Here is a 13,802-nt window from a genome sequence, read left to right on the forward strand (position 1 = left end):
CATGCGCTGGTTGCCGCTGTTGCCAATGTTGCTGGTGCTGACCGCCTGCGAACGCCCGGTCGATACCGGCGTGCAGGCGCTGCCACCGTCACCGGTGGTCGATCGCGATGCCCCGGCAGCTGCCGAGGAACAGGAACTGGACTGGTTGCAGATGATGCCGAAGGAAGAACTGGCGGCGCTGGAGCGCGGCGAGGGCCCGGAGGTCGAGCACAACGGCAACCGGCGCATGCCGCAGTTCGGTACGTTCCGCACTGTGGACACCGTATTGCAGCGGCCGGTGCGCTTGCCGGGTTACGTGGTGCCGCTGGCCAACGCGCAGGACGGGCGGCTGACCGAATTCCTGTTCGTGCCGTACTACGGCGCCTGCATCCATGTGCCGCCGCCACCGCCGAACCAGATCGTGCACGTGGTGCTGCCGCGCCCGATCGAGATGCCGGACATGTATTCGCCGTTCTTCCTGGCCGGTACCCTGCGTGCCGAACGGCTGGACGATGATCTGGCCGGCTCCGCCTATACCATGCGTGACGCACAGTTGAGGCCTTATGAACCGTAGTCATCTGCTGTTGGTGCTGGGATGCGTCTGGTTGGCAGGCTGTACGTCGCCGGGCGACGATGCCGTCGTGGTCACGTCGCAGGGCAAACCGGCGCCCTCCGCCACGACCGAAGCGCCCATCGCTCGCTGGGACGCGTTGCGGCCCGACGAAGTGACCTACCAGCGCCCGCCGCCGCAGATCGGCCTGTCACGCAATGGCATGGACGGCGTGGGCGGGCTGATCGATGACACCGGCTCGGGCACGCCACCGGGGCAGGAGATCGACCATTCCAGCCCGGATCGCGCCAAGCAGTTCGGCTCTTCGCGCGTGGTCGACGCTGTCGACGGTCGCGCGGTGGATCTGGATGGCTACGTGGTGCCGCTGGGCACCAACGACGCGGGACTGGTCGAGGAACTGTTGTTCGTGCCGTTCTACGGGGCCTGCATCCATGTGCCGCCACCGCCACCGAACCAGATCATCCATGTGACCCTGGCCACGCCGATCGCACTGGGAGACCTGTGGGACCCGTACCGGCTTGCCGGCCGCCTGCAGGTCAAGCGCTTCGATGCGGATATTGCCAGCGCGTCCTACGACGCGGCGGCGGCGACACTGACGGCGATCCACAATTGATGCGCACACGTTGGATCATCGTTGCGGGCGTGTTGGTCACCAGCGTGGTGTTGCTGGTGTGGTGGCACCTGTGCGTCGACGTGACCGAGCCACCGGCGATCGCCTTCCCGGCACCCGCGACCGATGCCAGCCAGCGCATCGAACAACGCCTCGGCGAAGACCACGCTTTTCGCAACGACGTGCTGTTCCTGCTGGCGGCCACGTTGCGCGACCGCTGCCAGCCGGCACAGACGGGGCTGCTGGCGCGCATGGCCAATCGTGCATCGTTGCCGGTGTTGGTGGCGGTCAGTGCGGTGACCCAGCAGGATCCAACGCTGGACCGGCCGATCTACCAGTACATCCAGCATCGTGCAGACGCCACGCGTTGTGGCCAGCCGCTGCAGATGCCGTTGGCCGGTGGGCGCAGCATGCAGGTGGACATCGAACAGTACGCGCGCACCTTCCCGGACAGCTATTTCGATCCGCAGCGCAGCAGCGAACCGCGTGATTTCGGCGGCCTGTCGCTGCAGCAGCGCGCCGGTAACGCCTGCAACAGCGTGGTGTATTCGGTGCTGCCGCTGGGGGGCACCGATTGGCGTTGCAGCAGCCTGCGCGCCAATGCGCGTGCGCGGGTGCGTGGGCTGTGCGAGGACGAACTGCGGCGCCAGCATGGGGCAACGGGCGGGGAACTGGACATGGCCGTGGGGCAGGGCATGCAGGGTGCGGTGGTGTCGGCGATTGCCGCGCTGCCGGAAGACTGCCGATAAGCGTTTACCAGTAGAGCCAGGCCATGCCTAGCTGGCGGTTCAGCCAAGCAGACTTGCCCCTACAGACCCTGAACTGGTGAATTCCGAAGGTCATAACTATACAGGACATCCGGTATAGTTATGGCCGTGCTCCACCCCACCAGGTTCTCCCATGGCTTTGTCCCAGCCCCTGGCCGGTGCTCCGGCCCTGTCGCGTGCCCGTCGCTGGGCGCTGTTGTTCACCGTCGCCGCCGGCCTGCTGCTGGTCACGCTCGACAACTCCGTGCTCTACACCGCGCTGCCCACCCTCACCGAGGAACTCTCGGCCAGTGCCGGCCAGGCGCTGTGGATCATCAACGCCTATCCGCTGGTGATGGCCGGCCTGCTTCTGGGCGCCGGTACGCTTGGTGACCGCATCGGTCACCGCCGCATGTTCCTGATCGGCCTGGTGGTGTTCGGCACCGCCTCGCTGGCGGCGGCCTTCGCTGACAGCGCCGCGCAGCTGATCGCCGCCCGTGCGTTCCTGGCGGTCGGTGCGGCGGCGATGATGCCGGCCACGCTGGCGCTGATCGGCCTGAGCTTCCACGAAGAGCGCGAGCGCAACATTGCCATCGCCATCTGGGGCTCAGTGGCCATCGTCGGTGCGGGACTGGGCCCGATCATCGGCGGCTGGCTGCTGCAGCACTTCTGGTGGGGCTCGGTGTTCCTGATCAACGTGCCGGTGGTGGTGGTGGCCTTCGTTGCAACCCTGCTGCTGGCACCGGAAGGCCAGCGCGATACCTCGCGGCCGTGGGACCTGGTGTCTTCGTTGCTGGCATTGGCGGCGCTGTCCGGCCTGGTGCTGGCCATCAAGTCGCTGATCGCTACGCCGCCGTCGTATGCGCTGGGTGCCGGTGCGCTGCTGCTGGCCGTCATCAGCGGCGCAGCGTTCGCACGTCGCCAGCAGCAGTTGCCGTACCCGCTGCTGGACTTTGCGATCTTCCGCAATCCTGCGTTCCTGGCCGGCACGCTGTCGGCGGTGTTCACCCTGTTCGCGATGGCTGGCCTGCAGCTGGTCACCACCCAGCGCTTCCAGCTGGTGGCGGGCTTCACGCCGCTGCAGGCAGGCCTGCTGGTATCGGTGGCGGCGCTGGGCAGCCTGCCGAGCGCGCTGCTGGGTGGCAGCATCCTGCACCGCGTGGGCCTGCGCCCGCTGATCTGCGGCGGCCTGGCGGCTGGCGCCGTGGGTGTCGGTGTTGTGGCGTTCGGCTTCCCGCACGGCCTCGGCTGGGTGGTGGCGGGCATGGCGATCACCGGTTTTGGCATGGGCTCGGCCATCTCGGTGGCGTCCACTGCCATCCTCAACAACGTACCGGCGCACCGCGCGGGCATGGCCTCATCGGTGGAAGAGGTGTCCTACGAGTTTGGTGGCCTGCTCGCGGTGGCGATGCTGGGCAGCCTGAGTGCGGCAATGTACGGTGCCTTCCTGCCGGTCTCGGCGGACATGCCCGAGCTTGCCCGCGAGGGCTTCACCCAGGCGCTGCACGTGGCACGCGAAAGCGGGCAGGGCGAGTGGTTCGCACTGGCCACGGCCGCGTATGACCGTGGCTACCAGATCGTGCTGCTGGTGATCACGGTGGTGCTGGCAGTGGGCGCGGCGATCATCGCGCGCCTGTTGCGGGGGCGCGTCGGTGGCCGCGAGGGTGCGGCCGATCGCGTAAAATGACGCGATGAGAACCAGCAAGCGCGACCGCATCCTCGACGCCGCCGTCAACGTGATCAATCGTGACGGCGTGCGCGCGGTGACCTTCGAGTCGGTGGCGGCCGAGGCCAAGCTGACCCGTGGCGGCCTGCTGTATCACTTCCCGTCGCGCGAAGCGCTGCTGCGCGGTATCGACGAGCACCTGGTGCAGGCCTGGGAGACGTCGATGGAAACGCTGCTGGGCAAGCGTGCGGAGGAAGCATCTGCGCTGGAGCGCTACCAGACCTTCGTGCGCGTCTCGGCGCAGAGTGCCACCCGTGCCGAACTGATGTTCATGCTCGAATCGGCCGACCCGGACGCCGATGAGCGTCCGTGGGGACCGGCTGTTCGGCGCTGGGCGCCGTTGCCGCCGTCGGCCGGACAGAATGACCCGGCCGCGCTCGACAACTTCGTGGCGCGGCTGGCGGCCGATGGCCTGTGGATCTACGAGGCGATGTACGAAGGGCAGCTGGATGAAAGCGTGCGCGCCCAGGTAGCGGAGCGCATCGCCGGGCTGCTGGCGAAGTCTGATGGGACGTCCAGCTGAGCCGTCGACCGACGCGGGGACGCCGCTCTTGGTAGAGCCGACCGCTGGTCGGCTGCTCACGAAAATCCCGCGCTTCGCGCGATAGTCGACCAGCCGTCGACTCTACCCCTCTCCATTTACCCAGCCTGCGCTGCGCTCGCGGCCAGCCAGGCCCTCGGCGAGGCCCCCAATCGCTTGCGGAACGCCTTCGACAACGACGCGGTATCGGCAAACCCCACCTCGATCGCCACCTGCTTGACCGCCACGCCCGCCCGCAACTGCGCGCAGGCCAGGCTCAGCCGCCAATCCAGCAGATAACTGGCCGGCGTCGCCTGCATCACCTCCTTGAACACGGCTGCGAACGCGCTACGCGACATGCCGGCGGTCGACGCCATGCGCGGCAGCGTCCATTCGTCCTGCGGCGCCTGGTGCATTGCCACCAGTGTGCGTGCCAGCCGTGCATCTGACAGCCCACGCATCAGCCCGTGGCTGACCCCGGCCGCATCGGGATGATCGACCACCCAGCGCAGGATCTGGATCAGCGCCACTTCGAACAGCCGGTTGGTCAGCAGCCGCGAACCGCAGCGTTGGCGGTCGGCCTCGGTGAACAGCAGATGCAGGGTGTCGTCCAGCTCGTCGATCGCGGCCAGCGGCACCACCATCACCGGCGGTAGCGACTGCACGATCGGGTTGCGCGCGCCACCATCGAAGTCGAGCGTGGCGCAGGTGAAGTCCGGCCCATCCAGCGGCGCATTGAAGAACACGTGGTGCAGTGGCTGTGGGTACAGCAGCAGGCTGGGGGTGTCGATCTTCAACCGTGGCAGCGCGGTATCGCCATCGGGATGACGGACCTCCATCTCACCCTGGCGCAGGATGTGCAGGAAAGCGCGCCCGGGTTGCGGCTCGAACACCTGCCGTCCACACAGCGGGCCGCTATGGAACAGCGCGGCCTGCACCCGGAAGCGTTCCAGCAGAGAGGAGAGGCGGTCGGGCGCGGAGCGGTCTGCAGGAGTGGGAAGTGTGCGCATGGACGAATGGACAACAATGGCGGCTGATCTGGTCTGTTGCGTCCATCGAGTCTACCTAGGATGGCCGGGTCGTCCAATCCCGGGCGCTTTCCGAAGGAGATCCACCATGTCCCGTGTCCCCCTGATCGATGCCGCCAACACCACCGCCGACCGCCAGGCCCTCCTGGGCCAGGTCCACGCCGCCTTCGGTGCCACCCCGGCCATGTTCCGCGCTGTGGCCAATTCGCCGGCCGCCCTGCAGAGCATGTGGGGCTCGTTCGGCGCACTGGGCGGCGGTCGCCTGTCGCCGCTGCTGGGCGAGCAGATCGCCGTCGCCATTGCCAACCACAATGCCTGCGAGTACTGCCTGGCCGCGCACACGGCGCTGGGTCGCAAGGCCGGCGCCAGCAGCGAGCAGATGGCCGCCGCGCAGATCGGCCAGTCCAGTGATCCGGCCACTTCGGCGGCGCTCGACTTCGCGCTGAAGGTGGTTGAGCAGCGTGCACAGATTACCGACGGTGATGTGCAGGCGCTGCGCGCAGCCGGCTTCGATGACGAGCAGATCGTCGAGATCCTCGCCCATGTGGCGCTCAACCTGTTCACCAACTACGTCAACGTGGCCTTCGACGTGCCTGTGGACTTCCCGAAGGTGGCGCTGCGCTGAGGTACGGTCTGGCCCGGGTGGCAATGGGCCGCCCGGGCCGGTCGAAAGGGAGCAGACGGGGTGGTCGGCGCTACCTGTCGTCCGCCTGCAGCCGCTCGGGGTGCGTATACACATTGAACCCGCTCTCCCGCGCGAACCCGACCAGGCACAGTCCCGCACTGCGGGCCAGGTCGATCGCCAGCGCGGTCGGCGCCGACACCGCTGCCAGCACGCTGGCACCCGCACGTATCGCCTTGCTGACCATCTCATAGCTGGCGCGGCTGGAAATCACCAGCAACCCACCGTCGATGGCGTGCTCGTTGTGATGCAGGGCGCCGATCAGTTTGTCCAGCGCGTTGTGGCGGCCCACGTCCTCGCGCACCCAGCCGATGCGCCCACTGGCATCGGCCCAGGCGGCGGCGTGCGTCGAGCCGCTTACCGCATTCATCGGCTGATGCTGCGCCAGCGTGGCCAGCGCCCGCTGCAACGCGGCATGAGGATAGGTGCGGCGCTCGCGGATCTGCGGCAGCGGGCGCAGCACATCCTCCAGCTGGCGCGTGCCGCACAGGCCGCAGCCACCGCGACCGGGCAGCAGGCGGCCATTGGCCGGATCCAGATCGGCACCGGGTGCGTCTTCGGAAACGGTCATCTGCAGTTCGATGCCCTCCAGCTGCGCGCGGACCTCGATCGACAGCAGTTGCGAGGGCGCAGTGATCAACCCCTCGCTGAGCGAGAAACCCAGCGCGAAGTCTTCCAGGTCGCAGGGCGTGGCCATCATCACCGCGAAGGCGGCGCCGTTGTAGCGCAGTGCAACCGGCACTTCCTCGGCCACCACGTCGACCTGCGGCTGGTGCCCCTCGCTGCGCCAGCGCAGCAACGGGCGCTGGGCCGTGCCGGCAGGCGGGGTGTGCGGTGGGGTCGAATCAGGCATGCAGCGCGTCCGGGCAAGGGAAATACGCAGGTGGTGGACCACCCACGTTTCGAGAATAGCGCAGTGGCCGGGCGCTGACGCGGGTGTAACCGTTGTCATGGCAGGCTGCGCTGAAAACAGCATCTGCCTCTGGCGAAGCGGCCTTGTCCGTGCTTGACTGCGGGGCTGGCCGCGCTGCAGACGCCGCATCCGGCCCATCCCGCGCCGTTGATTGTTGTGTTCCTCCCGCCAGGTTCCCGAACATGTCCGAGCAGAAGCCGCCGCGTTACAAGCCCTACAACCAGCCGGCCGGTGGCTGGGGTGCCGCCGGCGCCACGGCCAAGGTGCTGTTGCAGCAGAGTGTGATCGGCAAGGGCTCGAAGGCGCTGCTGGCGATGAACCAGCCCGGTGGCTTCAAGTGCCCCAGCTGCGCGTTCCCCGATGCCGACGAGCGCAGGAAACTGGAATTCTGCGAGAACGGCGCAAAGGCACTGGCCTGGGAAGCCACGCAGTTCCGTGCCGGCCGCGAGCTGTTTGCCCGGCACACGGTCACCGAACTGATGGCGCAGACCGACTACTGGCTGGAGATGCAGGGCCGGCTGACCGAGCCGATGCGCTACGACACGGCGACCGACCATTACGTGCCGTGCAGCTGGGACGATGCCTTCGCGCTGATCGGCCGCCACCTGCAGGCGCTGGACAGCCCACACCAGGCAGAGTTCTACACCTCCGGTCGCACGCCCAACGAAGCTGCATTCCTGTATTCGATCTTCGTGCGCGAGTTCGGCACCAACAATTTCCCGGACTGCTCGAACATGTGCCACGAGCCGACCAGCCGCGGCCTGCCGCCGGCCATCGGCGTGGGCAAGGGCACCATCGTGCTGCAGGATTTCGAGCACGCCGAGGCGATCTTCGTGATCGGCCAGAACACCGGCACCAATTCGCCGCGGATGATGAGCAACCTGGTCGAGGCGCGCAAACGCGGCATCCCGATCGTGGCGGTCAACCCGATGCCCGAGCGCGCGCTGATCCGTTTCGCCGAACCGCAGGACATGGTGCAGATGGCCACGTTCGGTTCGACCGAGATCACCAGTGAGTTCGTGCACATCCGCATTGGCGGCGACCTGGCCCTGATCAAGGGCATGATGAAGGTGATGTTCGAGCGCGAAGCGCAGGGTGAGCGCGTGCTTGACCACGATTTCCTGGCCGAGCACACGGTGGGCCTGGACGCACTGCGCGCAGATGTGATGGCGCAGGACTGGAACGAGATCGTGCAGGTCTCCGGTATCACGCAGGCGCAGATCCGCCGCTGCGCCGAGATCTACATCCGCTCCAAGGCCACGGTGATCTGCTATGGCATGGGCCTGACCCAGCATCAGTATGGTTCGACCCTGCTGCAGCAGGTGGCCAACCTGCTGTTGCTGCGTGGCAACTTCGGCAAGCCCGGCGCCGGCATCGGGCCGATCCGTGGCCATTCCAACGTGCAGGGCGACCGAACCGTCGGCATCGACGAGAAACCCAAGCCGGCCTATCTGGACCGCGTGCAGCAGGTATTCGGCTTCGATCCGCCGCGCGAGCACGGTCATCACGTGGTCGAATCGATCGAGGCGATGCTGGACGGCAGCGCCAAGGTGTTCATCGGTATGGGTGGCAACTTCATCCACGCCGTGCCCGATACGCCGCGCGCGTACGAGGCCATGCGTGGCCTGGAGCTGACGGTGGGCATCGCCACCAAGCTCAATCGCGGTCATCTGGTGCACGGCCGCGATGCCTTGATCCTGCCGGTGGTCGCGCGTTCGGAGCGCATCGTCACGCCTGCCGGCGAGCAGTTCGTCACCATCGAGGACGCGATGTCGAACGTGACCGCTTCGCGCGGCGTGCTCGAGCCGGTCAGCACGGACGTGCTCCCGGAGGTCGAGATCGTCTGCCGCATGGCGATGGCAACATTGCCGCACAGCAAGGTCGACTGGGCCGGGTGCATGCATGACTACGCTCCCATCCGGGAGCTGATCGCGGCGGTGTACCCGGAGATCTACACCGGCTTCAACGAACGCATCCAGCAGCCGCACGGTTTCCACCTGGACATTCCGCCGCGCCGCCGGGTGTGGCCCACGCCCAACGGCAAGGCCAACATCCTGGTGATGCCAGGCCTGGACGTGGACGCGCCGGTGGACGATCCCGGGATGCTGCGGTTGGCCACAGTGCGCTCACACGACCAGTACAACACCACCATCTACAGCTACAACGACCGCTACCGCGGCGTGTACAACGATCGCATGGTGCTGTTCATGAACATCGAGGACCGGCTGGCGCGCGGGCTGGAGAAGGAGGCGCTGGTCAGCCTGGAGACCATCAGCGGTGATGGCATGCAGCGGCGCATCGAGGGCCTGACCCTACTGGACTACCCGATGCCGCGCGGCGCCCTGGCCGGTTACTACCCCGAGTTGAACCCGCTGCTGCCGCTGGACTACTACGACCGGGTCAGCGGTACCCCAGCGGCCAAGTCGATCCCGGTAAGGATGCGGGCGATGGCCGAGGCGATTGCGTGATGCGTTCATCGGCTATCATCGTCCGGTGAACCTGCCTGGCCTGCTGCTGCGATGGATGCTCCTCCTTGCCCTGGTGCTGAACGCACCGGCGCTTGCGATTGCCTCATCCTCGTACGCGGCGCAGTCCAGCGCGGACCATTGCGCCGCACCGCATTCGGCGGCCATGGCCGGATGCTGCGACGAGGCAGCATCAACGGTCTGCCAGAGCAATGAGTGCGAATGCCCGCCGGCCAGCCTCGGCATGCTGGCCACCCTGAGCGGAACGCCAGCGTCACCCTGGCGTGAGGCGCCTTTGCCAGCCAGCGCCCAGCAACGCGCACCGCCGCCGTTGCCGGATCCGCTACGGCCTCCCATCGTGTGATTCCCTGCAGGCCTCAAGCGCCTGCCGTAGCTGCTCGACTCATTCTCGACTCTGCCTGTGCCTTCGATGCGCAGGCAGCGGGCCGCGTTGCCCGCATCTGCAAAGGAATCAACACCATGAACCGTTCTCTCTCCCTCGGCCTGCTGCTGGGCACCGTGCTGGTCAGCACCGCCTGCGCACGTGCAGCTGAAGAATCGCCTGCCGCACCGGTTGCCAGCGAAGCCCCGGCGGCACCGATCAAGGCCAGCCCGTCGCAGGTGGATCCGGCACTGCCCATCGCCATCGTGCACAAGACCGCAAGCTGCGGCTGCTGCGGCATCTGGGTCGACCACCTGAAGGCCGAAGGCTTCCAGGTGGATGTACGCAATACCGTTGACATGAACCCGATCAAGGTCCGGCTGGGTGTGCCGGTCGGCAAGGCCTCCTGCCACACCGCCGAGATCGGTGGCTACGTGGTTGAAGGCCATATCCCGGCCGAGGACATCAAGCGACTGCTGGCGAAGCGGCCGGCAGCGCGCGGCCTGGTGTTGCCGGGCATGCCGGCCGGTTCGCCGGGCATGGAAATGCCGGACGGCTACGTGCAGCCGTATACCGTCGAGCTGGTGCGCACCGATGGCACCACCGAGCCGTTCGCGCAGCACGGCCAGGGCGGCTGACAGTCACGGGTGCCGGTCGTCCTGACCGGCACCCTTCGGAGAGCCGAGCCCACCCTCGGCGTGCTCTTTGTAGAGTCGAGCGATGCTCGACTGCTCTGCTTCAGTCGAGCAAGCTCGACGCTACAGAATCAGCGGGCCCCGGCTGTTTCCTTGGCCAGCTGTGCGTCGAACTTCTGTTCGGCTGCATCCGCGTAGGCCTTGCAGGTCAGTGCCTTGGCGCTGGCCTTGCTGCCGGAGGCGTAGTCCCAGTTGCTGGCACCCGGATGAGGGGTCAGCAACACGTCACAGGGCAACGCCCGCACCGTCGCGAAGCTGCGTTTGTAGTCATCGACCAGGCGCGGATAGCGCGCATTGCCCTGCAGCTGGTATCCCGGTGCACTCAGGCTGTCGGCGTAGGCGATGCGCACCGGCTTGCCCTCGCGGGTATCGGTCCAGGTCCAAGCGGTGCTGCCCGGGGTGTGTCCCGGCATGAAGTGCGCGGTGAATTCGATGCCGCCCACCTTGACCACCTCGCCATCCATTACGATGCGGTCCGCATTGGCAGGCGGGTAGGTGATGCCATCGCCGAAGTGCAGATCATCGCTGCCACCACGTGCCAGCAGCACCGCCGATTCCGCGTTGGCGACCACGTGCGCGCCGCTGCGGCGCTTCAGTTCCGCCACTGGGCCTGCATGGTCGGCATGCGCATGGCTGAGCAGGATCAGACGCAGGTCCTGCGGTGCCACGCCGCGTGCCTTCATGTTGTCGAGCAGGTGGCCGGCCATCTGTGGCATGCCGCCGTCGAGCAGCACCGCGCCCTCGGCGGTCTGCACCAGCAGTGCGGTCAGGTTCTCGGTGCCGATCTGCCAGGTGTGGTCAGCAATCTGCAGCGGTGCCATCGGCTGCAGCCAGGAAGCATCCACGGTGTAGGCCCGCAACTGCGGCAGGGGTGCCTCGGCGGCGCTGGCGTGCGCGACCGGAAGAACAGCGGCCAGTGTGACGGCGAGCAGGGAAAAACGCATGGTTCACGTCCGTTTGAAGGAGGCCCAGAAACTAGCATGGGCCTCCTTCATCGCGTCGCGCATAGATTTCATGGCTCCCATAAGGGCGCCATGGATCAGTACCGGTACTGCCACCCCAGCGTCACCACCCGACCACGGCCCGAGAAATAGCTCGGGTTCGACGGCGTGGTCTGCGAGTAGTAGCTGATGTACTGCTTGTTCGCCAGGTTCTGCACGCCCAGCGTGAAGGCGTGCTTGTCCAGCGTGTAGCGCGCGACCAGGTCCACCGTGGTGTAACCCTCGAACTCCGCCACCCGCGCGCCACGCAGGTCGAAGTCGCGGTCGAAGGCATGGCTGGCCTGCAGGCGGGTGCTCAGCTGCGGCGTCCAGCTCTGTTCCCAGAACGCGGTCAGCCGGTTCGGCGCGATGTTGACACCGGCCAGGTCGCTGTCGAGGCGGCCATCGACGTCGGCATCGTAGCGGCCGTTGGCGCGTGCATAACCCAGGCCCAGCCGGCTGTCGCCCAAGCGCAGGCGCAGGTTGCTTTCAAAGCCTTCCACGCGGGTGGCCTGGCGCTGCACCGCATAGGCGTCGATGCCCGGGTCGTAGATCAGCACCGAGCCCAGCTTGGATTCAGAGGTGTAGTACGCAATATCGCCACTGAACCGGCCATCGTCGTACTCCAGGCCGATCTCGCGGTTGTCCGACACCACCGGTGACAGGTCAATCAGATTGTCAACGCGCTGGCCGTCGCGGTTGATCGCGCGCAGTACGCGACCGACGTCGGCCACGGTGTAGCCTTCCGAATACGAGGCGTAGGCATTGAGGCGATCGTTGATGTACCAGACCGCGCCGAAGTTGGGCAGGGTCTCGCTCATGGTCGGCTTGCCGCCAGCCACCTTGCGTGCGCCGTAGCGGGGCAGGGTGGTGTAGTCGGCTACTTCCAGCTCGCCCTTTTCGTAGCGCAGGCCGCCGGACAGCATCAGGTGGTCGGTTGGCCACCAGTGCAGCTGCAGCAGCGGCGACAGGCTCTGGTAGGTGGTCTGCGGCACCCAGTTCATGCCGCTGGCCAGCAGCACCTGATGGGTGCGGTCGCGCAGGCCGTCCAGGCCCAGGGTCACGTCCAGCGTGGTGTCGGCGATGCGGGCCCAGCTCTGGGTCAGCTTGAAGCCGCGCTTGTCCGATTCGTTCTGGGTCTGGTCCCAGGCGGCGTTGGCGCCGGTGTTGCCCCACGGATCCCACTGGCTGGCGCCATAACGGCCTTCGAAGTCCACCGCGAAGGCCTGCGCCTGGAAGCGGCCACCGAGCAGATCGGCGGCGCTGTAGTCCAGCGTCAACGAACGCGAGCGGTTCATCGGCGGCTCCAGCGGGGTATCGCCGGGCACCGAAATGGTCGGGCGACCGGTGCGGTAATCACCGTTCACCGCCAGGTAGTTGTCCAGCCCGCGCAGCTCGTAGCGGTTGGCCATCAGCTGCAGGCGGTGGCCCTCGGCAATGTTCCAGCCCAGCTTGGCGAACACGTTCGACGAGGTCGAATCCATCAGTTCGCCCTGCGCGTTGGTACCGATCGAACGGCCCTCGCCGTCGTGGTACAGGCCTTGCTTCTCATAGGCCAGGCCGGCCACCAGATCGAACTGCTCGCCGCGCACGCCGACCAGTGCCGAGCCGCGCTGGCCGTTGTCATCACGGCGGCTGGGCAGCGCCGAGCTGTAGCTGACGTTGGTGTCGAGCAGGAAGGCGCCGGGCTCGCTGGGCGCGCTGCGGGTGATGATGTTGACGATGCCACCGGTACCGCCGATGCCCTGCAGTGCGTTGGCACCGTGGATGACCTCGATGCGTTCGATCATCGCCGGATCGATGGTGTGCGAATCACGTGAGCCATCGCGCAGCGGCGTCGACTGCGGCACGCCGTCGACCATGTACAGGATGCCGCGGCCACGCATGGTTTCGCCGTAGTTGGACATCTTCTCGCGCGCCGGGGCAAATGCCGGGATCTGCGCCGACAGCACGCGCGAGACATCCGAGCCCAGCGCCAGCTGCTGCGCGATGTCCTCGCGGGTCAGCACGGTGATGGTGTTGGGCATCGCGGTCTCGCCCTGCGGCATGCGCGCGGTCGAGGCCGATACCGTGACGCGGGCCAGTGAAGTGGTCGTGGCCGGGGACGCTGCCGATGACGCGGCCCGGGCCGGAGCGCGGGGTTTGGGGGGTGCCGGCGCGGCACTCACCACGAACACCCCCGGCGAGCGCTCCTGCATCGCCAGGCCTTGCCCGGCCAGCAGGCGCTGCAGGGCGTCGTGCGGGGTGTAGCGGCCGTCGAGGGCGGGCGCGTTGCGGCCGCTCACGCTGTCGGCCGCGAACAGCAGCTGGATGCCACTCTGCCGCGCCAGCGAGTTGAGCGAAGTTTGCAGCGGGCCGGCCGGCAGGTGCAGTTCGACGGGTGCGGACGCAGCGGTCTGCGCGGTGGCGGGCAGCGCCGCACACAGGCAGGCGGCGAGCAGGGTGGGGGCCAGCCGGCGCAGCGCGGCGGGCGGAACAGGGCGGGTCATGCGGGGGTCCTTCGGA

The 13,802-nt window shown here is 67.3% G+C and carries 13 protein-coding genes; 9 read left to right on the plus strand and 4 right to left on the minus strand.

Going from position 1 to position 13,802, the window contains the following annotated elements:
- Position 1: 1 nt before the first annotated feature.
- The 5 genes from V3B25_RS02715 (at position 2) to V3B25_RS02735 (ending at position 4,155) form a co-directional block, all read left to right on the plus strand.
- Positions 2-553 carry a DUF3299 domain-containing protein gene (locus V3B25_RS02715; RefSeq protein ID WP_012511204.1) on the plus strand — a complete coding sequence of 184 codons (552 nt, stop codon included), beginning with the start codon at positions 2-4 and terminating at the stop codon, positions 551-553.
- Positions 543-1,163: a DUF3299 domain-containing protein gene (locus tag V3B25_RS02720; RefSeq protein WP_329809997.1), complete on the plus strand. Its 621-nt coding sequence runs from the start codon at positions 543-545 to the stop codon at positions 1,161-1,163. The genes V3B25_RS02715 and V3B25_RS02720 overlap by 11 nt, the downstream gene beginning before the upstream one ends.
- Entirely contained in the window at positions 1,163-1,909 is a 747-nt protein-coding gene (locus V3B25_RS02725) for a hypothetical protein (protein WP_329809998.1), read from the plus strand. The genes V3B25_RS02720 and V3B25_RS02725 overlap by 1 nt, the downstream gene beginning before the upstream one ends.
- A gap of 151 nt (positions 1,910-2,060) precedes the next feature.
- The gene (locus V3B25_RS02730; RefSeq protein WP_065723398.1) at positions 2,061-3,593 is read left to right on the plus strand and encodes an MFS transporter; all 1,533 of its coding nucleotides are present in this window, start codon (positions 2,061-2,063) and stop codon (positions 3,591-3,593) included.
- A 4-nt stretch (positions 3,594-3,597) separates the two neighbouring features.
- Positions 3,598-4,155, plus strand: a complete 558-nt coding sequence (locus tag V3B25_RS02735; RefSeq protein ID WP_049422177.1) for a TetR family transcriptional regulator — start codon at positions 3,598-3,600, stop codon at positions 4,153-4,155.
- Positions 4,156-4,271: 116 nt separating this feature from the next.
- On the opposite strand, the gene V3B25_RS02740 is transcribed toward V3B25_RS02735, so the two are convergent.
- Entirely contained in the window at positions 4,272-5,162 is an 891-nt protein-coding gene (locus V3B25_RS02740; protein ID WP_329809999.1) for an AraC family transcriptional regulator, read from the minus strand.
- A gap of 106 nt (positions 5,163-5,268) precedes the next feature.
- Between V3B25_RS02740 and V3B25_RS02745 the strand changes: the two genes are divergently transcribed.
- On the plus strand, positions 5,269-5,805 hold the full coding sequence (locus V3B25_RS02745; RefSeq protein WP_049462647.1) for a peroxidase-related enzyme: 537 nt from the start codon (positions 5,269-5,271) through the stop codon (positions 5,803-5,805).
- Between the two features lie 70 nt (positions 5,806-5,875).
- Here the strand turns inward: V3B25_RS02745 and fdhD are convergent, their stop codons facing one another.
- The gene (gene fdhD, locus V3B25_RS02750) at positions 5,876-6,715 is read right to left on the minus strand and encodes a formate dehydrogenase accessory sulfurtransferase FdhD (RefSeq protein WP_329810000.1); all 840 of its coding nucleotides are present in this window, start codon (positions 6,713-6,715) and stop codon (positions 5,876-5,878) included.
- Between the two features lie 242 nt (positions 6,716-6,957).
- Here fdhD and V3B25_RS02755 point away from each other — a divergent pair, with 242 nt between their 5' ends.
- The 3 genes from V3B25_RS02755 to V3B25_RS02765 all read left to right on the plus strand — a co-directional run bounded on the left by V3B25_RS02755 (position 6,958) and on the right by V3B25_RS02765 (position 10,260).
- Positions 6,958-9,243: an FdhF/YdeP family oxidoreductase gene (locus tag V3B25_RS02755; protein WP_329810001.1), complete on the plus strand. Its 2,286-nt coding sequence runs from the start codon at positions 6,958-6,960 to the stop codon at positions 9,241-9,243.
- 25 nt (positions 9,244-9,268) lie between these two features.
- Positions 9,269-9,604: a hypothetical protein gene (locus V3B25_RS02760; protein ID WP_080355387.1), complete on the plus strand. Its 336-nt coding sequence runs from the start codon at positions 9,269-9,271 to the stop codon at positions 9,602-9,604.
- 116 nt (positions 9,605-9,720) lie between these two features.
- Positions 9,721-10,260, plus strand: a complete 540-nt coding sequence (locus V3B25_RS02765) for a DUF411 domain-containing protein (RefSeq protein WP_329810002.1) — start codon at positions 9,721-9,723, stop codon at positions 10,258-10,260.
- 128 nt (positions 10,261-10,388) lie between these two features.
- On the opposite strand, the gene blaL1 is transcribed toward V3B25_RS02765, so the two are convergent.
- Both blaL1 and V3B25_RS02775 read right to left on the minus strand, forming a co-directional pair.
- On the minus strand, positions 10,389-11,261 hold the full coding sequence (gene blaL1 / locus V3B25_RS02770; protein ID WP_329810003.1) for a L1 family subclass B3 metallo-beta-lactamase: 873 nt from the start codon (positions 11,259-11,261) through the stop codon (positions 10,389-10,391).
- 95 nt (positions 11,262-11,356) lie between these two features.
- Positions 11,357-13,786: a TonB-dependent receptor gene (locus tag V3B25_RS02775; RefSeq protein WP_329810004.1), complete on the minus strand. Its 2,430-nt coding sequence runs from the start codon at positions 13,784-13,786 to the stop codon at positions 11,357-11,359.
- Positions 13,787-13,802 lie beyond the last annotated feature (16 nt).

Origin of the sequence: Stenotrophomonas sp. SMYL8, assembly GCF_036320065.1 — a bacterium.
In the GTDB taxonomy this organism is placed as follows: domain Bacteria; phylum Pseudomonadota; class Gammaproteobacteria; order Xanthomonadales; family Xanthomonadaceae; genus Stenotrophomonas; species Stenotrophomonas maltophilia_A.

Coding starts and splice junctions, on each gene's coding strand:
- V3B25_RS02715 (WP_012511204.1), top strand. CDS start 2: ATGCGCTGGTTGCCGCTGTTGCCAATGTTGCTGGTGCTGACCGCCTGC.
- V3B25_RS02720 (WP_329809997.1), top strand. CDS start 543: ATGAACCGTAGTCATCTGCTGTTGGTGCTGGGATGCGTCTGGTTGGCA.
- V3B25_RS02725 (WP_329809998.1), top strand. CDS start 1,163: ATGCGCACACGTTGGATCATCGTTGCGGGCGTGTTGGTCACCAGCGTG.
- V3B25_RS02730 (WP_065723398.1), top strand. CDS start 2,061: ATGGCTTTGTCCCAGCCCCTGGCCGGTGCTCCGGCCCTGTCGCGTGCC.
- V3B25_RS02735 (WP_049422177.1), top strand. CDS start 3,598: ATGAGAACCAGCAAGCGCGACCGCATCCTCGACGCCGCCGTCAACGTG.
- V3B25_RS02740 (WP_329809999.1), bottom strand. CDS start 5,162: ATGCGCACACTTCCCACTCCTGCAGACCGCTCCGCGCCCGACCGCCTC.
- V3B25_RS02745 (WP_049462647.1), top strand. CDS start 5,269: ATGTCCCGTGTCCCCCTGATCGATGCCGCCAACACCACCGCCGACCGC.
- fdhD (WP_329810000.1), bottom strand. CDS start 6,715: ATGCCTGATTCGACCCCACCGCACACCCCGCCTGCCGGCACGGCCCAG.
- V3B25_RS02755 (WP_329810001.1), top strand. CDS start 6,958: ATGTCCGAGCAGAAGCCGCCGCGTTACAAGCCCTACAACCAGCCGGCC.
- V3B25_RS02765 (WP_329810002.1), top strand. CDS start 9,721: ATGAACCGTTCTCTCTCCCTCGGCCTGCTGCTGGGCACCGTGCTGGTC.
- blaL1 (WP_329810003.1), bottom strand. CDS start 11,261: ATGCGTTTTTCCCTGCTCGCCGTCACACTGGCCGCTGTTCTTCCGGTC.
- V3B25_RS02775 (WP_329810004.1), bottom strand. CDS start 13,786: ATGACCCGCCCTGTTCCGCCCGCCGCGCTGCGCCGGCTGGCCCCCACC.